This window comes from Polynucleobacter hirudinilacicola, assembly GCF_002192535.1.
GTDB classification, from domain to species: Bacteria; Pseudomonadota; Gammaproteobacteria; order Burkholderiales; family Burkholderiaceae; genus Polynucleobacter; species Polynucleobacter hirudinilacicola.
The window spans coordinates 767178-788166 of record NZ_NAIA01000003.1 but is presented as its reverse complement, the minus strand read 5'-3'; the positions used below and the strand labels follow the sequence as shown (position 1 = coordinate 788166).

16 protein-coding genes, 2 tRNA genes and 1 pseudogene are annotated in these 20989 nt (G+C 45.3%); 4 read left to right on the top strand and 15 right to left on the bottom strand.

From position 1 onward, the window contains the following. Nucleotides 1–14: 14 nt before the first annotated feature. Nucleotides 15–689 (bottom strand): ABC transporter ATP-binding protein, encoded by a 675-nt coding sequence (locus tag B6A14_RS08100; protein WP_087909962.1) that lies wholly within the window; start codon nt 687–689, stop codon nt 15–17. A 50-nt stretch (nt 690–739) separates the two neighbouring features. Here B6A14_RS08100 and B6A14_RS10520 point away from each other — a divergent pair, with 50 nt between their 5' ends. Both B6A14_RS10520 and B6A14_RS10515 read left to right on the top strand, forming a co-directional pair. After that, on the top strand, nt 740–1249 hold the full coding sequence (locus B6A14_RS10520) for a GDSL-type esterase/lipase family protein (RefSeq protein WP_330831794.1): 510 nt from the start codon (nt 740–742) through the stop codon (nt 1247–1249). Then, entirely contained in the window at nt 1233–1403 is a 171-nt protein-coding gene (locus tag B6A14_RS10515; protein ID WP_330831793.1) for an SGNH/GDSL hydrolase family protein, read from the top strand. Before B6A14_RS10520 ends, B6A14_RS10515 begins: the two co-directional genes overlap by 17 nt. An 11-nt stretch (nt 1404–1414) precedes the next feature. Here the strand turns inward: B6A14_RS10515 and B6A14_RS08090 are convergent, their stop codons facing one another. From B6A14_RS08090 to ispD, 9 genes are all read right to left on the bottom strand, one after another. Further along, nucleotides 1415–2878: a peptidylprolyl isomerase gene (locus B6A14_RS08090; protein ID WP_087909961.1), complete on the bottom strand. Its 1464-nt coding sequence runs from the start codon at nt 2876–2878 to the stop codon at nt 1415–1417. Nucleotides 2879–2977: 99 nt separating this feature from the next. Then, nucleotides 2978–3053 (bottom strand) — tRNA-Val (locus tag B6A14_RS08085). A 116-nt stretch (nt 3054–3169) separates the two neighbouring features. Beyond that, a complete protein-coding gene (gene lon, locus B6A14_RS08080; RefSeq protein WP_087909960.1) occupies nt 3170–5602 on the bottom strand; it encodes an endopeptidase La in 2433 nt (810 codons plus the stop codon). A 178-nt stretch (nt 5603–5780) separates the two neighbouring features. Further along, nucleotides 5781–7139, bottom strand: a complete 1359-nt coding sequence (gene clpX, locus B6A14_RS08075; protein WP_087909959.1) for an ATP-dependent Clp protease ATP-binding subunit ClpX — start codon at nt 7137–7139, stop codon at nt 5781–5783. Nucleotides 7140–7157: 18 nt separating this feature from the next. Next, entirely contained in the window at nt 7158–7787 is a 630-nt protein-coding gene (gene clpP, locus B6A14_RS08070) for an ATP-dependent Clp endopeptidase proteolytic subunit ClpP (protein ID WP_087909958.1), read from the bottom strand. Nucleotides 7788–7828: 41 nt separating this feature from the next. Then, complete coding sequence (gene tig / locus B6A14_RS08065) at nt 7829–9166, bottom strand: trigger factor (RefSeq protein WP_087909957.1); 1338 nt, start codon at nt 9164–9166, stop codon at nt 7829–7831. Nucleotides 9167–9222: 56 nt separating this feature from the next. Further along, nucleotides 9223–9309 (bottom strand) — tRNA-Leu (locus B6A14_RS08060). A 79-nt stretch (nt 9310–9388) separates the two neighbouring features. Then, nucleotides 9389–9892, bottom strand: coding sequence for a 2-C-methyl-D-erythritol 2,4-cyclodiphosphate synthase (gene ispF / locus B6A14_RS08055; protein WP_087909956.1), 504 nt, complete (start codon nt 9890–9892; stop codon nt 9389–9391). Between the two features lie 9 nt (nt 9893–9901). Beyond that, nucleotides 9902–10654, bottom strand: coding sequence for a 2-C-methyl-D-erythritol 4-phosphate cytidylyltransferase (gene ispD, locus B6A14_RS08050; protein WP_087909955.1), 753 nt, complete (start codon nt 10652–10654; stop codon nt 9902–9904). A gap of 23 nt (nt 10655–10677) precedes the next feature. Between ispD and mfd the strand changes: the two genes are divergently transcribed. Both mfd and serB read left to right on the top strand, forming a co-directional pair. Next, nucleotides 10678–14220 (top strand): transcription-repair coupling factor, encoded by a 3543-nt coding sequence (mfd, locus tag B6A14_RS08045; protein WP_087909954.1) that lies wholly within the window; start codon nt 10678–10680, stop codon nt 14218–14220. Between the two features lie 23 nt (nt 14221–14243). Next, entirely contained in the window at nt 14244–15131 is an 888-nt protein-coding gene (gene serB, locus B6A14_RS08040) for a phosphoserine phosphatase SerB (RefSeq protein WP_087909953.1), read from the top strand. Nucleotides 15132–15179: 48 nt separating this feature from the next. Here serB and B6A14_RS08035 read toward each other — a convergent pair whose 3' ends face one another. From B6A14_RS08035 to phaC, 5 genes and pseudogenes are all read right to left on the bottom strand, one after another. Further along, nucleotides 15180–16364 carry an acetyl-CoA C-acyltransferase family protein gene (locus tag B6A14_RS08035; RefSeq protein WP_087909952.1) on the bottom strand — a complete coding sequence of 395 codons (1185 nt, stop codon included), beginning with the start codon at nt 16362–16364 and terminating at the stop codon, nt 15180–15182. Between the two features lie 69 nt (nt 16365–16433). After that, a pseudogene (rimO, locus tag B6A14_RS08030) lies at nt 16434–17793 on the bottom strand (30S ribosomal protein S12 methylthiotransferase RimO). Nucleotides 17794–17795: 2 nt separating this feature from the next. Beyond that, entirely contained in the window at nt 17796–18356 is a 561-nt protein-coding gene (phaR, locus tag B6A14_RS08025) for a polyhydroxyalkanoate synthesis repressor PhaR (RefSeq protein ID WP_087909951.1), read from the bottom strand. 118 nt (nt 18357–18474) lie between these two features. Next, complete coding sequence (locus B6A14_RS08020; protein WP_087909950.1) at nt 18475–19215, bottom strand: 3-ketoacyl-ACP reductase; 741 nt, start codon at nt 19213–19215, stop codon at nt 18475–18477. A gap of 41 nt (nt 19216–19256) precedes the next feature. After that, nucleotides 19257–20888, bottom strand: a complete 1632-nt coding sequence (phaC, locus tag B6A14_RS08015; RefSeq protein ID WP_087909949.1) for a class I poly(R)-hydroxyalkanoic acid synthase — start codon at nt 20886–20888, stop codon at nt 19257–19259. Between the last annotated feature and the right edge of the window lie 101 nt (nt 20889–20989).

The following is a 20989-nucleotide window of genomic DNA, read 5'->3' as shown; positions in this document are numbered from 1 at the left end:
TTATAAGGTTTTGCCTACAGCAAGCGTCCGCCTTGCAGGTGTAATTGGCGTTGGCACCTGCTGGCCAAGGCTCCATCATGGGTTACCAGAATAAGAGTGGATTGATTGGCTTGATTCAGCTCAAAAAGGAGCTCAATTACCCTATTTCCACTGACCTCATCAAGGCTCCCAGTAGGCTCGTCCGCAAATAAAATGGCTGGCTTAGTAATAAAAGCTCTAGCCAAAGCTACCCGCTGCTGCTCCCCACCAGAGAGTGTTTTAGGGAAATGGTCAAAGCGCTCGGCTAAACCCACGCGTTCGAGCCAGGCCTTCGCATTTGCTTTTGGGCTATCCATGCCTGCGAGCTCAGCCGGAAGCATGACGTTTTCCAGCGCTGTTAAATGCGGCAACAATTGAAATGACTGGAATACAAAGCCAACCTGCAGGCCTCTCAGTTTGGCCCTGCCATCTTCATCGAGTGAATTGAGGTCTTTTCCCATAAGCGTCACATTGCCCTCACTCGGAAGATCCAAGCCCGCCAAAAGACCTAATAAAGTACTTTTACCGGAGCCAGAACTACCGGTGATAGCGACACTTTCCCCTTGAGAGATCTCAAAGCAAATGTCGTGCAAAATAGTTAGGCTGCCATCACTCGAGTGAACGGACTTACCCAGGTGGTTAGCGCTTAGGACTTTTTCCAATGGACTCATAAAGACGCAGACTGATCAATAGCTGTCATGGCACTAAAACGACCAAATAGATGAATCAAAATAAACCATCAACTTTCATCTCAACAAAAGTAATTGCAATAGGCTTATTTTGCCTGTTAATTTCTTTTGTCACCTCCGCAAGGTCAAATCCAATCATTTTGGTCATGGGCGACAGTCTTTCAGCTGAATATGGCATCACCAGAGGTTCAGGTTGGGTAAAACTCCTAGAGTCGCAGCTGCAAACACAGGGTAGTCAATGGACCGTCTTCAATGCCAGCATTAGCGGAGAAACTAGTGCTGGTGGTCTGACGCGACTACCCAGTTTATTGGAGCAAAAAAAGCCCCGCATTGTGTTGCTTGAACTGGGTGCCAATGATGCATTACGAGGCTTATCGATTGATGAGACTGAAAAGAACTTGCGCAAGATGATTCAGCTAAGACAAAAAAGTAGGAGCGAAAGTGTTGCTCTTTGGAATACAAATCCCACCCAACTACGGCCAAGACTATACAAAGAGATTCAAAGAGCTATATCCAAAACTTGCTATGCAAGAAGGTATTGAGTTAGTGCCATTTTTTATGTCTGGGGTAGCAAGTAATCCGGCACTTTTTCAAGCAGATAATATTCATCCAAATGAAAAAGCTCAGGCCATACTCTTCAAAAACGTATGGGGCTCTATGGCCCCATATCAGTCAATTCTCAATCAACAGAAATAAGTATTACTCAATTAGCTGCCAGCGCCTGTTGAAGCTGGCTTTAAAGGATTAATGGTTTTTACTTTTGCGTTATCGCGCCAATAGGTCATAAAGCCTGCAAACTCAGACTGGGCTGCCAGAGCTTGAATTTGCTGTGACTGAGCTTTATGCACCTTTGCATCTACAGCAGTTGGCTGCCGAATTTGATCAACCCGATATAAAGTAACACCAGCACCTGGTGTATTGACTGATACATAAGCAGGCAATTGATCTGGATTAACTGACATCACATCATCCAAGGCACTACCAACAAGGTTTGTAGGCTTATTACGGGATACCCAAAATGCAGTCCCAAAACCAGATGCATTCTTTGGGTCTTTTTGAAGTTCTGCATAACGCTCTGCAGCAGCTGAAACAGCCAATTTTTCTGCTGCGCGTTGACTTACCTGACGTTTTACTTCTACAGCAACATCTTTAAACGGTAATGTTTGTGCAGGATGAAAAACTACTACTCGCGCAGAGATGAAAACTCCAGGTGAGGTTTGGACTGCCTCAATATTGCGTTTATTTTTTACAGCCTCATCACCAAAAAGTGATTGAACCACTTTTGGGTTAGCCAGAGGATGGTCTCTCGATACACCGCTTGGGCCAGAACGAGTGACGCCCTTTTGACTTTGGATGCTCAGCTTTAACTTATCGGCAGCAGGCTTCAGGCTATCAGACTGGTCATAGGTTAGGTTCGCAAATTGGTCAGCTTTTTCGCTAAAGACTTTTGCATCCTCTTTAGGGTCTGCCTTAAGAACGATATATTCGATATCAATCAATTCTGGGCTTTCAAATAACTTCGCATTGGCGTTATAGAAGGCCTGTAATTCTTCTTGTGACGGATTTACTTTAGCCAAGTAATTCTTGGCATCAAATGGTAAGGCCTGTACCTGGCGTTCTGTCTCATAAAGAGTGGAAATAATTTCAGAAAGCTTTGGGCTAGCCAATTCTGTACGAGCAACCGAATTCACTAACTGACTAATTTTCAAATCAAATGCCTGGTCGGCATAGAACTGCTCTTCATTCAAGCCGTTGTTGGCTAATAGTTGCTTGAAGCGTGCGTCGTCAAAGTTACCATCCGGTTTATAGAGAGCGCGAATTTGTGGGATGTTTTGCAAACTCTTAATCAAAGCCTCTTTGCCTACTTGCAGGCGTAAGTCACTCACTGCAAATCCGAGAATACGCTGCTGTAACAATTCATTCAAAATCGCCTGTCTAAATTGAAGACTTTGTGCAATCTGCAAGTTACCGCCTACCCGCTCTGCTTGACGCTTTGCTGCGTTATCAACCTCTTGCGCAGTAATGGGTCTGCCAGCTACCTTCATAAGGTCGGTTTCTTTATCCATAAAGTCTGAATAACTAGCGATTCCAAAAAAAGCAAAGGATGGAACAATCACCAGCATCAGTGCAAACTGCATTAATTTTTGGTGCTTACGTACGGTATCAAACATGGAGAAGTTCGCCAGTAAAGAATAAGAATGACGCTAGTTTACTAGGCTGATCAAGTTGGATGTTTGTGCTGCCCAGAACAGGCTATCAGAAGTAAACTTTGGTGGGCGCTGAGAGGCTCGAACTCCCGACATTCTGCGTGTAAGGCAGACGCTCTACCAACTGAGCTAAGCGCCCCAAAATATTACAGGTGGAATTGTAACCTAAGTACCCAAAATACGGGTGTTTTCCATCCAATCAGCCCTAGGTAGCTGGGCAAAAAGGATGGAAACTCTAACTCGTTTAATTCTCATTTAATGCTTAAGAATCTCTCCTGAGGAGACCTTTTCACTGGCCTTACTTGCCTCGGATGCCTTTTTAGCCAATTCTTCAGGCGTTGGCTCAGGTAAAGCTTCGGGCATGCGCTCTAATGCAAGCTCCAAGACCTTATCAATCCAGCGCACAGGAACAATTTCAATTGCATTTTTGACGTTATCTGGAATATCGATTAAGTCCTTCACGTTCTCTTCTGGTATCAAAGCCAGCTTAATACCACCGCGATGAGCTGCCAAAAGCTTTTCTTTCAAGCCGCCAATCGGCAGCACTTCCCCGCGCAACGTAATTTCACCAGTCATTGCCACGTCTGAGCGAATTGGAATGCCTGTGAACACAGAAACCAAGGCGGTAGTAATAGCAATACCAGCCGATGGACCATCTTTTGGAGTGGCACCATCTGGAAAGTGAATATGAATATCTTTCTTCTCAAACGCCTCATCAGTAATCCCAAGACGTTTTGATCTGGAACGAACTACAGTGCGAGCAGCCTCAACAGACTCTTTCATCACGTCGCCAATCGATCCTGTACGTGTAATGACGCCCTTGCCAGGCATGACTGCAGCTTCAATTGTTAAGAGATCGCCACCAACCTCAGTCCAGGCCAAACCGGTTACCTGACCAACCTGGTTTTCTTTACCTGCAAGACCAAAATCAAACATCCGTACAGATAAGAATTTATCAAGATTATCGGCGTTCACCACCACAGGGGCAGCTTCCTTCTTGAGTAACAACAACTTCACCACCTTACGGCAGATCTTGCTGATTTCTCTTTCCAGAGAGCGTACACCTGCTTCACGGGTGTAGTAACGAATCATGTTACGCACTGCGCTTTCTTCGATCTTTAGCTCATCTTTCTTCAAACCATTATTTTTGATTTGCTTTGGAATGAGATAGTTCACTGCAATACTGGTTTTTTCATCTTCTGTATAACCAGCCAGGCGAATGATTTCCAGGCGATCCAATAAAGGGCCTGGAATATTCAGAGAGTTCGAGGTTGCGACGAACATCACATCCGAAAGATCAAAATCAACTTCAACATAATGATCTTGGAAGGTATGGTTTTGTTCTGGATCTAAAACCTCGAGCAAGGCACTCGCAGGATCTCCACGGAAATCCATGCCCATCTTATCTACTTCATCTAAGAGGAATAAAGGATTGCGTACTCCAACCTTGGTGAGGCTTGTCAAAATCTTACCGGGCATAGAGCCAATATAGGTGCGGCGATGGCCCCGAATCTCAGATTCATCACGCACGCCACCTAAGGCCATGCGGACAAACTTCCGATTGGTAGCGCGAGCAATCGATTGACCCAGAGAAGTCTTACCAACCCCAGGAGGGCCTACTAGACAAAGAATGGGCGCCTTAACACGGTCAACACGCTGTTGAACTGCGAGGTACTCCAAAATACGTTCTTTAACCTTATCAAGGCCATAGTGGTCTTCGTCCAACACTTTTTCAGCATTGGTGAGGTCATTATTGATCTTGGTTTTTTTCTTCCAAGGAAGATTCACCAAGGTATCGATGAAGTTACGAATCACCGTAGCCTCAGCAGACATTGGCGACATTAACTTCAGTTTTTTGAGTTCAGACTCCGCTTTTTTCAAAGCTTCTTTTGGCATGCGAGCCGCTTTGATGCGTTTCTCGAGTTCTTCAAGATCAGCACCCTCTTCACCTTCACCCAATTCTTTTTGAATCGCTTTTACTTGCTCATTGAGATAGTACTCGCGTTGACTCTTTTCCATTTGACGTTTAACACGTCCACGGATACGTTTTTCTACTTGCAAAATATCAATCTCACTTTCGAGATCAGCCAAGAGGCTCTCTAAACGCTGTACTACATCTGTCATCTCCAGCAAACGCTGCTTCTGTTCGAGCTTGACTGGTAAATGAGCGCAGATGGTATCGGCCAAGCGGCTCGGATCATCAATGCCACCAAGCGAAGACAATATTTCTTGCGGAACTTTTTTATTCAGCTTTACGTACTGATCAAACTGAGCCATGATGGCGCGACGCAAAGCCTCGGTCTCATGCACATCGATCGCATCAATTGCAGTTGGCGTAGCCTCACAATTGAAGTAGCCCAAGCTGTCTTCAATTTGACTTACTTCGGCACGTTGCACGCCTTCTACCAGAACCTTGACGGTACCATCAGGAAGTTTGAGCATTTGCAAGATGTTAGCAATGCAACCAACCTCATACAGATCTTCAATCACGGGCTCATCTTTAGCAGCAGTTTTTTGCGCAACTAAGAGTACGTTTTTACCGGTCTCCATGGCAGCCTCTAAGGCTTTAATGGATTTAGGGCGACCCACAAACAAGGGGATCACCATATGAGGGAAGACAACTACATCCCGCAAAGGGAGTAAAGGTAGTTGAATCGGTTCAGAGGGTAGTAATAAGTGGCCAGGCATAGGGCAAATCCTCCAAAGTAATCAAACCTCAAAAGTCTCTAAAAGTAGTGAACCACTAAATAGAGACAATATTCATCAGTAGCATACTACCTATATGGGTAGCTCTTTTGAAAATTCAAGAGGAAAAAGTGTAAAAAAGGGGCAAAAATGCCCCAAAAATAGCGAAAACCCTAAGAAATTAAGCTTTTTTGCTTAAATCCGCTTGTTCAGGATCTTGTTTGTAGACCAATAAGGGCTTTCCACCCTCTGCAATGCTCGATTCGTCGATAACTACCTTTTGTACATTCTTCAGCGAAGGTAGGTCATACATCACGTCCATTAGGGAGCCCTCTAATATCGATCTAAGGCCACGGGCACCTGTTTTACGAGCGATCGCTTTTTTAGCGATTGCCGATAGCGCCTCAAGACGTACTTCAAGCTCTGAGCCTTCCATGGTGAGCAGTGCTTGATATTGCTTCACGAGGGCATTCTTAGGCTCCGTCAGAATTTGAATCAATGCTTCTTCATCTAACTGAGCCAATGTAGCTACAACAGGTAGACGGCCAATCAACTCTGGGATGAGACCAAATTTGATTAAGTCCTCAGGTTCAACCTCAACTAACAGATCACTTACACCTCGATCATCTTTGCCTGGGACCGTCGCATTAAATCCAATACCAGTCTTAGCTGTTCGCTGTTGAATCACTTTTTCAAGACCATCAAAAGCACCGCCGCAAATAAACAAGATATTGGTTGTATCAACTTGCAAGAAGTCTTGATTGGGATGCTTGCGGCCACCTTGTGGTGGCACAGAAGCCATGGTGCCCTCAACTAGCTTTAATAAAGCCTGCTGAACGCCTTCGCCTGAAACATCCCGAGTAATGGAGGGGTTATCCGACTTGCGTGAGATCTTATCAATCTCATCAATATAAACAATGCCGCGTTGCGCTTTTTCAACGTTGTAGTCGCAGGCTTGCAATAACTTTTGAATGATGTTCTCTACGTCTTCACCGACATAACCTGCTTCAGTCAAGGTCGTTGCATCAGCCATCACAAATGGAACATCAAGCATACGCGCTAATGTTTGAGCCAAGAGCGTTTTACCTGAACCTGTTGGGCCAATCAGCAAAATATTGCTCTTGGCCAACTCAACACCATCCACTATCGCCTTGGCAGGTGATTTAGATTCTTTTTTATCTACTGCCTCAACAGGCTTGCCGTCCTTATCAAACTTCTCTTTTTTAGGTTTAGGGAGATACTGCAGGCGTTTGTAATGGTTATAAACAGCTACTGCCAAAGTCTTTTTGGCATGATCTTGGCCGATCACGTATTGATCAAGATTTTCTCTGATCTGATGAGGCGTTGGCAAAGAATCATCACCCTCTTCCTTTGGAAGCTTGGCAATTTCTTCTTGAATAATGTCTGTACAAAGATCAATACACTCATCACAAATAAAGACGGATGGGCCAGCAATTAATTTCTTGACCTCATGTTGGCTTTTGCCACAGAAGGAACAATATAAAACTTTATCTGTTGTGCTAGTAGTTGTATCGCTCAAAATAGGCTCAATGAAGTATTAAGGGCGCTTCTCAATGACTTTATCGATCAAGCCATAGTCACGAGCCTGCTCTGCTGACATAAAGTTGTCACGATCGGTATCTTTAGCGATGGTCTCAATAGACTGACCGGTGCGGTCAGACAAAATCTTATTTAAACGTTCGCGCAAATACAGAATTTCACGAGCCTGAATCTCAATATCGGATGCTTGGCCACGTGCTCCACCTAATGGCTGATGAATCATGACGCGAGAATTTGGTAAGGCATAGCGCTTACCTTTTTCACCAGCGCACAATAAGAATGCTCCCATGCTTGCCGCCATTCCCATGCACAAAGTGCTTACATGAGGCTTGATAAATTGCATAGTGTCGTAAATAGCAAGACCTGCAGACACTGAACCGCCAGGAGAATTGATATAGAGGGAAATCTCTTTATCTGGATTCTCGCTCTCCAGAAACAATAGCTGCGCAATCACGAGGTTGGCAGTTTGGTCGTTTACCTCGCCTACCAAGAAAACAACGCGCTCTCTTAATAGACGGGAATAAATATCATAAGCACGCTCACCTCTACCGGAGGTCTCTATCACCATTGGAACCAAACCTAGAGCTTGAGGCTCTAGGTTTTCAGACTGAGAATGGTTTTGGTTCATTTACGGCGGCCCTCTTTAAGTAAATTGATAGCTTCTTTAACTTAGTGTAGCTTGCTTAGCTCTTCAAAGCTTATCGCTTTATCGCTAACCTTGGCAAGTGATGTGAAATGTTTAATCACATTATCTTCAAGCACCAGGTTCTCGATATCTTTTAAGCGGCTTGGATTGCTATAGAACCAACGAACAACCTCTTTTGGATCTTCATAGGTTGCAGCTTGTTCATCGATTTCAGCTTTGATTTGATCTGCAGTAGCAGCCAAGTTATGCTTTTTAACCAATTCGCTCAGAATCAAGCCAAGACGAACACGCTTGAGTGCTTGTTCAGCAAATATTTCTCCAGGAATAGGTGCATCTTTAGCATTAGGTACACCACGTTGCATTAAGTCTTGACGAGCACCTTCAACAAGTCGCTCTTGCTCTGAAGACACTAAGGACTTAGGCACATCAAGTTCGCACAAAGTATTCAGCTTTTCCATCACTTCATTTTTCAACAAAGAAGTGATGCGGCGCTTTACTTCGCGATCTAAATTTTCTTTTACATCGGCGCGCATTTTTTCAACACCGCCTTCTGTAACACCCATAGACAATGCGAACGCATCATCTACTGCTGGTAAGTGGGCCCAGTTCACTGATTTGACGGTAATGGTGAACTCAGCAGTTTTACCTGCAACATCTTTACCGTGATAATCAGCTGGGAAACTTAAAGGGAAAGATTTACTTTCACCCGGCTTAAGACCTAAGGTTGCAGCTTCGAATTCAGGCAACATGCGGCCTTCGCCCAAAACATATTCAAAGTTATCGGCTTTACCGCCCGCAAACTCTACTCCATCAATCTTGCCAACAAAATCAATCACAACCTGGTCGCCAGTTTGGGCTGCTGTATTGGTACCACCATCACCATGGGCACCAGCTTCGCCGCGTGGATGGTAGTGAACCTGCTGTTTGCGGAGCACGTCAATAGCGCGATCAATTTCAGCATCGCCAATCTCTGACACATACTTAGTGACTTCAGCATTTGAAAAATCACCGATCTTGACTTCAGGCAATACCTCAAAGAATGCATCAAAGACGACTTTGTCAGCATCCAATTCACTCTTTGGCTCAAGACGTGGTTGACCAGCTAAAGCGATACTTTCTTTTTTTGCTTGCTCATAAAAAAGTTCAACGGCTTTATCAAATTGCAATTCAAAATCGACTTGCATGCCGTGTTGCTTCTCAACGAGATTCTTGGGCACCTTGCCTGGACGAAAGCCTGCCATTTTCATGGTCTTACCAACTTTAGCCAAACGGGCTTCACGTGCTTTAGCTAAATCAGCACGAGCGAATTCCAAAGTCATCTTGCGGTCTAACGAACCTAAATTTTCTATCTGCACAGCCATTCTCGTCTCTTAATTGAAATCAGGATATGTGAAGTCCAAGCCAAGTAGTAATCTTGTGGTGCGAGGAGGGGGACTCGAACCCCCACACCATTTCTGGCGTCAGGACCTAAACCTGGTGCGTCTACCAATTTCGCCATCCTCGCGAATATCCGCAAACTCTGCCAAGCTTAAACTTCACTCTAAAGACCGTAATTCTACAATGCTTGGGGTTTTAGAGGAGCTTTAGGCCTTGTAAAGCAATGCTACAGCATGCACTGCAATGCCCTCACCCCTTCCCAGGTGACCTAAGGCTTCATTGGTTTTAGCCTTGAGGTTTACATGGCTAGGGGTAACCAAGAGGTCGGCAGCGATATTTCTGACCATTTCGGGCAAAAATTCCGCTAATTTAGGCTTTTGACAAATGATGGTTGCATCCACATTTCCGACCTGAAAGCCGGCAGCCTGAACTTTTTGGAGGGCTGCGCGAAGCAAGATCCGGCTATCCATATCCTTGAACTCTGGATCGGTATCCGGGAATAACTGCCCAATATCATTTAGCCCTGCCGCTCCCAGCAAAGCATCGGTCAATGCATGCAGTAATGCATCAGCATCAGAGTGCCCTAACAAACCTTTTTCATATGGCACATGTACGCCGCCAAGAATCAGTTTGCGCTCTGCTACCAGAGCATGGACGTCATAACCCTGACCAATACGGAACTGCGGAACATGAACATTACTTTGTGTCATATAGATTCTTTATGTATCTCTTGTTGGATTCAATAGCAGTTGCATCAATTCCCAATCTGCAGGATGGGTTACCTTAAAGTTTCGTGTAGCACCCTCAATCAATAATGGTTTCACGCCAACCAACTCCATAGCGCTTGCTTCATCCGTGACGTCAGCCTCCAGGCGAATGGCATCCTCTAAGGCGGCATGCAAACTCTTAAGGCCAAACATTTGCGGGGTCTGCGCCTGCCATAAGTGCTCACGTGGAATAGTTTTCTCTACATGAGGTATGTTGCCGGCAATCACAGAATCAAGATCTGCTTGTTTCAAAGTGTCAGCCAAACGGACTGCCAATAAACCACCTATATTCGAACCTTGTACCGAAGTAATCAATTTTTCTATGAGTGCTGGCGTAATACCCGGTCTTGCTGCATCGTGAACCAAGACCCAATCTTCTGCCGATATTCCAGACTTGAGTAGTGCGGCCAAGGTATTGCGAACAGTCTCTTGGCGAGTTGGTCCACCAGTAGGCAAGAAATGAATTGGCTTACTACCTTTTGCCAGGTTTTTCAGAATAGGATTATCAATAAAGCTAGGTGAAACGCCAATCCAGATGGAATCAATCTGGGGAGATTGCATAAAGGCATCGATAGCATAAGCCAGCATGGGGCGACCAGCTAATTGCTGAAACTGCTTCGGTAACTCACCACCCAAGCGAGATCCACTTCCCGCAGTCGGCAAAAGCGCATGGCATTTCTTAGTGGATTGATTTCCTAAGCTCATACCTGATTCTATAATGAGCCTAGATGTCTGATGCATTAAATCTAGCACCCCCTATACCCGCTCCGCGGGCTGGGCAGCGCTTTACCTTTTCGGGGCTAGTGGGCTCAGCTGATGCAGCCCTGATTGCCCAGACTGCCCTGCGCTATCGTAAGGATTTTTCAGTCATGGTTCTGTTCTGTGCTCAGGCGCAGGAAGCCCAAAGACTTTTAGAGGAAATCCCTGCTTTTGCACCACAACTCAAAACACGTCTTTTACCCGATTGGGAAATTCTTCCTTACGATCATTTTTCTCCGCATCAGGACTTAGTATCTGAGCGTTTAGCAACCCTTTATGAACTACTCAATGGCAGCTGCGATATTGTTTTAGTTCCGGTTACTACTGCACTACAACGATTAGGTCCGCCAAATTTCTTATCGGGGCATACCTTCTTTTTTAGACAGGGTGACAAGCTCAATGAAGCCGCACTAAAGCTACAACTACAGCAGGCTGGTTACGATCCTGTAAGCGCTGTGATGCGTCCTGGTGAGTACAGTATTCGTGGTGGACTCATTGATCTATTTCCGATGGGATCAAATCTGCCCTATCGCTTAGATCTCTTTGGTGATGAAATCGAACAGATTCGTTCTTTTGATCCAGACACTCAGAGAAGCCTCTACCCAGTTAAAGAAGTGCGCCTGCTTCCAGGACACGAATTTCCTTTCAATGATGAAGCCCGAACAGCCTTCCGAGGTCGCTGGCGCGAAGTTTTTGAGGGTGATCCTACCCGTTGCTCCATCTATAAAGATGCGAACTTAGGGATTCCTAGTGCGGGAATAGAATCATATTTACCAATGTTCTTTCAAGAACAATCCAGTGTGTTTGACTACTTCCCAAGATCGGGCGATCCGGTTTGGATTATTAGCACCGGAGATATTGATAACGCAATCCGGGGGTTCTGGAAAGATACTCTCTCGCGTTATGAGTTTCTCAAGCACGATCTTGATCGACCCATCCTCCCTCCTAAAGAATTATTTTTAGATGTCGATGAATTTTTCGCGACAGTCAAGCCGTATGCTCGTTTAGCTCTTGAAAAAGACACCTCCGAGACTGCGCATTTTATTCCAGTACCAGATATTGCTGTTCATCGCAAAGATACAGATCCAGTCAGCCGTTTACGTAAATTAGTAGCAACGGAGAATGTCCGAATCCTGATCTGTAGTGATAGCGCGGGACGGAAAGAATCCATTCGTCAATTGCTAGATGAAAGCAATTCTGTTGCAGGCATCGATGGCAAACCACTCTTTCAATTAAAGCCTGAAGGCTTTGATTCGGTTGCCGACTTTATCAGAAGCGAGTCCTTATTCGGACTCACAACCGCCCCACTTTCTAATGGCTTCTCTTGGCCTGCCGAGAACGTCATCATCATTACCGAGGCGGAGTTATTTACATCAACTGCAAGACAGCGACGCAAAGGTAAAGGATCCGAAAGTGCTGATCCTGACATGCTCTTTAAGGATTTATCAGAGCTGAAGATTGGCGATCCCGTAGTGCATGCTGAACATGGTATCGGACGCTATCAAGGCTTGGTGCTATTAAATTTAGCGCCGCCTAAAGAAGCGCCCATTTTCGAGGAGTTTCTCCATCTTCAATACGCTGGCGAGGCTACCTTATATGTCCCAGTTCAGCAATTGCAAATGGTCACTCGCTATGCTGGTTCTGATCCTGATTCTGCGCCGCTACATCAACTTGGTTCTGGGCAGTGGGATAAAGCCAAGCGTAAGGCAGCTCAACAAATTAGAGATACTGCTGCTGAGCTTTTGGGACTCTATGCCGCCAGAGCGATTCGTAAAGGTCATGCCTTTGAGTTTTCTGCACATGATTACGCTGCGTTTGCTGAAAGCTTTGGTTTCGAAGAAACGCCTGATCAAGCCAATGCGATTGCCGCAGTAATTGGTGATATGACTAGCGGTACACCAATGGATCGCCTCGTTTGTGGTGATGTTGGTTTTGGAAAAACAGAGGTGGCGCTAAGAGCTAGCTTTGTTGCTGTCATGGGTGGTAAACAAGTAGCCATTCTGGCGCCTACAACCTTGCTCGCTGAGCAGCACGTTGCTACCTGGAAGGATCGTTTCGCAGATTGGCCAGTGCGGATTGTTGAACTCTCCCGCTTTAAAACGACTAAAGAGATTAATGCGGCATTAGAAGCTATCGCCAAAGGTGAGGCTGACATCATTATTGGTACGCACAAGCTTCTTTCTAAAGAGACCCAATTTGCAAACCTTGGTTTAGTCATCGTGGATGAGGAACATCGCTTTGGCGTGCGTCAAAAGGATGCTCTGAAAGCCCTGCGAGCTGAGGTTGATATTCTGACTCTCACGGCCACACCTATTCCGAGAACACTGGGTATGGCGATGGAGGGTTTACGCGAGTTCTCGATTATTGCTACAGCACCTCAGAAGCGCCTTGCTATTAAAACCTTTGTACGTCGTGAAGGTGACGGCGTGATTCGTGAAGCAGTTCTGCGAGAAATTAAACGCGGCGGACAGGTCTACTTCTTGCACAATGAAGTAGAAACTATTCAGAACCGCAAGCATGCACTGCAGGAATTAATTCCAGAAGCAAGTATTAGTGTCGCTCATGGCCAAATGCATGAGCGTGAGCTGGAATCGGTCATGCGTGAATTTGTGACGCAAAGAACGAATATTTTGTTATGCACCACCATTATCGAAACAGGCATTGACGTACCTACCGCCAACACCATCATCATGCATCGCGCTGATAAATTTGGTTTGGCTCAATTGCATCAACTTCGTGGGCGTGTTGGCCGCTCCCATCACCAGGCCTATGCTTACTTACTGGTTCCAGACCCGGAAGCCTTAAGCAAACAAGCGCAATTACGCCTCAACGCTATCCAAGCCATGGAAGAGCTCGGTTCTGGTTTTTATTTGGCGATGCATGATCTAGAGATCCGAGGGGCTGGAGAAGTATTAGGCGACAAGCAGTCTGGAGAGATTCATGAAATCGGTTTCCAACTTTATACAGAGATGCTTAATAGAGCTGTAAAAGCACTACGTAGTGGAAAAGAACCTGATTTAATATCGCCACTCCAAGCAACTACTGACGTTAACCTTGGTGTCCCAGCCCTACTTCCTGAGGAATTCTGTCCTGATGTGCATGAGCGGCTCTCTTTGTATAAACGCTTTGCCGGTACCAATGACTTTTCAGAACTCATGGGATTGCGGGAAGAGCTAGTAGATCGCTTTGGGGATCTTCCTGACCAAGCTAAGTCTTTCTATGAAACCCATCGACTGCGCCTAGAAATGACTGGCTTTGGCATCAAGAAAATTGATGCAACGCCGGCATCTATTCAGATTCAATTTATACCGAATCCACCCATTGACCCCTTGAAAATCATTCAACTGATTCAAAGCTCTAAGCATATTCAGCTTAATGGTCAGGATAAGCTCAAAGTATTGCCCCAAAAGGATAGGGAATTTGAAAAGCTTGAGCAACGATTGGATGCAATCCGCCAAATATTACGACGCCTAAATGAGTCTGCTGTTCTAAGTCCAGCAAAAGCCAATTGATCATTCGGCATTATTATTAAGTTATGCCAAAGCAAACCCTCGTAGCCCTATCTAGAGAGCCTATATCCGAAAAGCTGGTCTTTGAGCTTAAGGATCAAGCTATTGGGTATGGAATAAAGCTGCATTCTCTTGGGGGGCAGATATCGAATGGCACCTACCATTGCGAACGCTGGGAGCCTAGCCAAGAGTTTGCTGCTACGCAAAGAGAAGATCTGCGCTCTATTGCAGCACGGTTTAATAGCGACCTCTGCTTCTTAAATGCCGATCTCAAGGCTGGTGATATTAAAGTGCTGGCGATGGATATGGACTCCACTCTCATCAATATTGAATGCATTGATGAGATTGCGGACTTTACCGGGAAAAAAGCAGCTGTTGCCCAAATTACAGAGGCAACCATGCGTGGCGAGATTAAAGATTTTAAGGAAAGCTTGCGTCGCCGCGTCGCCTTACTTGAGGGCGTATCGGCTGATGCCCTGGAATCGGTTTACCGGGAACGTTTAAGACCGAATCCGGGTGCTCAAGAGCTTTTAGCAGGTGCCAATGCTCGCGGTCTCTACACACTTCTAGTTTCTGGTGGATTTACTTTTTTCACTGAAAAGCTTCGGATGCAATTGGGCTTTAAGCAGGCTCAAGCAAACACGCTTGAAATCATTGACGGTAAATTAACCGGGAAAGTGCTCGGCGATATTGTTGATGGAGCAGCCAAGGCCGCATATCTAGATGACGCTTGCAGATTATTAGGTTGCACTAAGGCCAATGCTATCACGATGGGTGATGGTGCAAATGATCTGATCATGATGAATGGATCCGGCATCAGCATTGCCTACCAAGCTAAACCCCTTGTCAAAGAAAAAGCCGACGCGGCTTTTGACCGAGTCGGCTTGGATGCTGCTTTACTACTAATCTCTTAAGTAGTTAACCTAAAAGATTCTTCGTAAATCTTCTACCTTATTTTTGAATTACAGGCGCTCAAAAATAGTTGCAATACCTTGACCACCACCAATACACATCGTTACCAAAGCATATTTGCCTTGAACGCGCTGTAGTTCATGAATAGCCTTAGTCGCAATAGCGGCGCCAGAGCAACCAATTGGATGACCCAAAGCAATTGCACCACCGTTCACGTTCGTTTTGGCTGGGTCTAAGCCAAGACCTTTGGTTACTGCTAAAGCTTGTGCCGCAAATGCTTCATTAGATTCGATCACATCCATTTGATCTAATTTCAGACCAGCACGCTCAAGAGCAAGCTTAGTTGCCGGGATAGGGCCTTCACCCATGATGTGATTCGGAACCCCAGCTACTGCATAAGACACCAAACGTGCGATTGGCTTATGACCAGCCTTCTTCGCAGTCTCTGCATCGGCCAAGACAAAGAATGCTGCGCCATCATTAATACCAGAGGCATTACCAGCAGTAACTGAACCACCCTCCTTCTTAAACACGGCCTTCATCTTGCCCAGAGTTTCCATAGTGGTATCTGGTTTGCAATGCTCATCAGTATCAAACACGATATCGCCTTTGCGAGACTTAATCGTAATTGGAACAATTTGAGACTTGAAGCGACCTTCTTTGATTGCGTTAGCAGCACGGCGATGTGACTCAACAGCCAATGCATCTTGCTCTTCGCGAGTCAGCTTCCATTTTTCAACGAGGTTCTCAGCAGTAACGCCCATGTGACCAACACCAAATGGGTCGGTCAAGACAGCAACCATCAAATCCAGCATTTTGGTATCACCCATGCGAGCACCGCTGCGCATTGCTGGTGATCCGTACATTCCGCGTGACATCACTTCAACACCACCACCAACACCGTAATCACAATCACCCAACATGATTTGCTGCGCAGTAGTCACGATTGCTTGCAAACCAGAGCTACATAAACGGTTCAATGCCATTGCCACAGATTCCATTGGCAACCCTGCCTGAATCGCGGCGACACGAGCAACATAAGCGTAACGACTATCTGTCGGAATGGTATTTCCAACAGTTACATAATTAATCAATGCAGGATCCACACCAGAGCGGGCAACCGCTTCTTTCATGACAATACCACCAAGCTCGGAGGGCTCAAAGCTGCTGAGGGAGCCATTAAAGGCGCCAATAGCGGAACGAACAGCACTTAAGACAACGACATCACGACTCATAACAATCCCCTTAGCTGAGCCCAAAAATAGGCTTAATTATTGATACAACCTTCATTTTTATTACATTCGTCAAGTTTCGGCTATTAGGTCATGCCCTTGGGAGCTAATGACCGTTACACGGATGATTTCACCTACCCGATAGCGTTTTGATGGCTTACTGGCTGGCAAAACGCGTACCAGACCATCAATTTCGGGGGCATCACCAATAGTTCTCCCTATTCCACCAGATTCATCAACCCGATCAATCAGCACCTGAACTCGTTTCCCTACTTTTTTTGGCAAGGCGCTGAATCGAAATTTTCTCTGCCTTGGCCATAAAGCTGGCACGGCGTTCTTCTCGGATTGAATCGGGCACCGGGTTTTCTAACTGGTTTGCAGTTGCGCCATCAACGGGAGAATATGCAAAACAACCTGCGCGATCGATTTGTGCCTCATCCAAGAAGTTCAGGAGGCAGTCAAATTCTTCCTCAGTCTCCCCCGGAAATCCTGCGATGAAGGTGCTGCGAATCACTAAATCAGGACAAGCTGCACGCCAAGCTTGAATGCGCTCTAAATTCTTTTCCCCGCTAGCAGGTCGCTTCATTCTTTTCAGTACATCAGGATGAGCATGCTGCAAGGGAATATCAAGGTAAGGCAAGACACCATAGCCATACTCAGAAAACTCTGCCATCAAAGGCAAGATGTCATCGACATGAGGATAGGGATAAACATAATGCAGTCTTACCCACGCCTGATGCTCACGAGCAATTTGATTTAAGGCATTCACCAAATCAAATAATCGCGTCTTTACCGGTTTGCCATCCCAAAAGCCGGTTCGGTATTGAATATCTACACCATAGGCGCTTGTATCTTGAGAAACAACCAGCAACTCTTTTACGCCAGATTCAAATAAGCGCTTGGCTTCTAGCAATACCTCACCAATTGGTCTTGAAACCAAGTCGCCACGCATACTCGGAATGATGCAAAAAGTGCAGCGGTGGTTACAGCCCTCAGATATCTTTAAATAAGCGTAATGTTTGGGCGTAAGCTTTACACCTGCAGGTGGAACTAGGTCTATAAATGGATCATGTGGTTTGGGTAAGTGCAAATGAATTGCCTGCATTACCTCATTAGTGGCGTGTGGCCCAGTAACAGCAAGGACTTTAGGGTGAATACTCTGAATGAGATCACTACCGTCAGCATTCTTCCTGGCGCCTAAGCAGCCAGTAACTATGACCTTGCCATTTTCTGCAAGTGCCTCGCCGATTGCAGAGAGGCTCTCTTCAACTGCGGAATCAATAAACCCACAGGTATTCACAACAACGAGGTCTGCACCTGAGTAATCTTTTGCAGTCTCATATCCCTCAGCGCTCAGTTGCGTGAGGATAAGTTCAGAGTCAACAAGCGCCTTAGGGCAACCTAAGGATACAAAGCCGATTTTCCCAGCCACAACTATTCTTTTTCAGATTTAGTTGGCGGTGGGGTAAATGGAAAATTACCAAAGAGATTTTGAGATCCTTGCAATTGCTCTTGCATTTTTACAAACAAATCTTTGCTTTGCTCCATGTAGTTACCCATTAGGCCTTGCATGAGTGGGTTTTGGAGATTCATCATTTGGGACCAAGCTTCTGGTGTGCTACCAGCACCAAGACCTTTGGTTTGATCACCCAATTTATTGTGAATATCTACAAACGACTGCATGGTCTTTTCGAGATAATTTCCCATCAAGCCCTGCATGGAATTTCCATAAAAGCGGATGATTTGAGAAAGCATTTGTGAAGAAAATACCGGAGCGCCACCAGCTTCTTCTTCGAGGATTATTTGCAGCAAAATATTACGAGTCAGATCTTCATCTGTCTTTGCATCAATGACTTTGAATACTTCATTTGCCATTACCAAACCCTTGATGTCCGATAAGGTGACATAAGTACTTGTTTGGGTGTCATAAAGACGGCGATTGGGATACTTCTTAATGAGACGGTCTTCGCCAGCTCGTTTTGTACGGGTAACCATTTTTTTCCTTACTGAATACTGCAACGCAACATCAGCTTAGTTTATCTCCACTTTGAAGTAAAGGTAAATTAGCCGTGTTGCGCATTGCTTACTGTGCAGAAAATGCTGCACTGCAGTATTAACCAGTGTGAATGCCACCGTTTAAGGAGAAGTCAGCGCCAGTTGCATAACCACCATCATCAGATGCAATCCAGCAGCAGATTGAAGCAATCTCTTCAGGTGTTCCCAAACGCTTAACCGGGATACCAGCAACGATCTTCTCCAGAACATCTTCACGAATGGCTTTAACCATATCCGTACCAATGTAACCTGGAGAAACGGTATTAACAGTAACACCCTTGGTGGCAACCTCTTGAGCCAAGGCCATAGTGAAACCATGCAGACCAGCCTTTGCAGTCGAATAGTTACATTGACCAAACTGGCCTTTTTGACCATTTACAGAAGAAATATTGATCACACGACCCCAGTTGTTCTCAACCATGCCATCAATGACTTGTTTGGTGACATTAAATAATGAATTGAGGTTGGTATCAATAACAGCCTTCCAAGCATCAGGAGTCATCTTGCGGAAAACACTGTCGCGGGTAATTCCTGCATTGTTTACCAATACATCAACGCGACCCACTTCTGCCTTGACCTTTTCAAACGCAGCAACCGTGCTATCCCAGTCAGACACGTTACCTTCAGAGGCAATAAAGTCATAACCCAAAGCTTTTTGCTCCGCAATCCAGCGATCTTTACGCGGTGAGTTTGGTCCACAACCTGCAATAACCTTGAATCCATCTTTTGCTAAACGTTGGCAAATAGCGGTACCAATCCCGCCCATACCACCAGTGACATATGCGACTTTTTGAGACATTACTTTCCCCTTTAAAAAACCTTCGTTAATGATTGCTGTTCTTAAGCAGCTTTAGCTGCCTTTTCTTTTACGTATACCCCTGGTGCTGCTTCCATTTTTTTGTACTGAGCATTACCAAATGTATTGCTAGCTGGTTTTTTCTCACCAGCAAACTGCTCAAGCCACTTGGTGTAGTTGGGCCACCAACTACCTGGAATCTGTTTCGCCCCCTCCAGCCACTCATCTGCAGTAGCGGCAATCTTATTATTTTCAAAGTAATAGCGTTTATTTTTTGCTGGTGGATTAATCACACCAGCAATATGACCAGAAGCACCCAGCACAAAGCGATTTTTACCTTTGAGAATATGCGTTGACTCATAAGCAGATTGCCAAGGGACGATGTGATCCTCATGAGAGGCATATAAATAAGCAGGACACTTGATCTTACCTAGATCAATTTTTTCACCACAAATCTTCAGCTTGCCAGGCTTTACCAAGTCATTCTGTAAATAAGTGTGCCGCAAATACCAGCAATACATATTGCCCGGTAAGTTGGTTGAATCGCCATTCCAATACAGCAAATCAAATGGTGGCGGAGAATTACCTTTAAGGTAATTTTCAACTACGTAGTTCCAAACTAAATCGTTAGGACGCAAGAAGGAAAAGGTGTTACCCAAATCCAAGCCAGACATCATGCCGCACTTACCATTCTTGCCACCTATGGTGTTCTCGCGTAACTCCACCATGCCTTCATCAATAAAGACATCCAAAATGCCGGTGTTGGTGAAATCCAATAAGGTAGTAAATAGGGTCAGGCTCGCCGCTGGGTGCTCATCGCGCGCAGCCAAGACAGCTAAGGCTGAAGTCGTTAAGGTCCCGCCAACACAAAAGCCCAGGATATTAATCTGTTTGGCATTGCCGATTTCTTTAACAACATCAATCGCTTTAATAACTCCTTTACCGACATAGTCATCCCAACTGACCTCGGCCATAGAGGCATCTGGATTTTTCCAAGAAACAAGAAATACCGTATGCCCTTGGGCAACCATATGTCGCACAACTGAGTTATCGGGCTGCAAATCCAAAATGTAATATTTATTGATGCATGGGGGCACCATCAAATAAGGACGCTCAAAGACAGTTTCTGTGAGTGGCGTGTATTGAATGAGTTCAAATAATTCATTACGAAATACAACATGGCCTTCTGTAGTGGCAATATTTTTACCAACTTCAAATGCACTCTCATCAGTTTGTGAGACCTTGCCTTTTTTCATATCGCCAAGCAGGTTTGTGATTCCTTTTTGAATCGACTGGCCTTGGGTGCTGATAATGTTTTCTAAAACTTCTGGATTGGTCGCAATAAAATTCGATGGGGACAGCGCATCGATCATTTGTTCAGTGGTAAATAAAATCTTTTGTCTTGTCTTTTCGTCGGTATCTACTGCTTTAGCCAGCGACATCAGATGTTTTGAGTTCAACAAATAAGTAGCAGCAATGACCTTACTCCAAGAGGAATGCCAAGCCTTACCTGCAAAGCGACGATCCTTGACCTCAATCGCTTCGGGATTAGTTGCAATGTGCGCTAACTCTGCAAAATACTCTTTTTGAATTTCTGCCAAACGCTCTGGTGGAATCATTGCCATATGGTGCGGCGCCAAAGATGGGGTCGCACCGGTATTCATGCCTGCAAACATAGTAGTCTCTTCAATTAATTAAGATCATTCTCGAGCTATAACGACTATAAGGTTATACGCAATAACCCTAGCGGTAGGGCTAATCTAGTGTTTACCCGCAG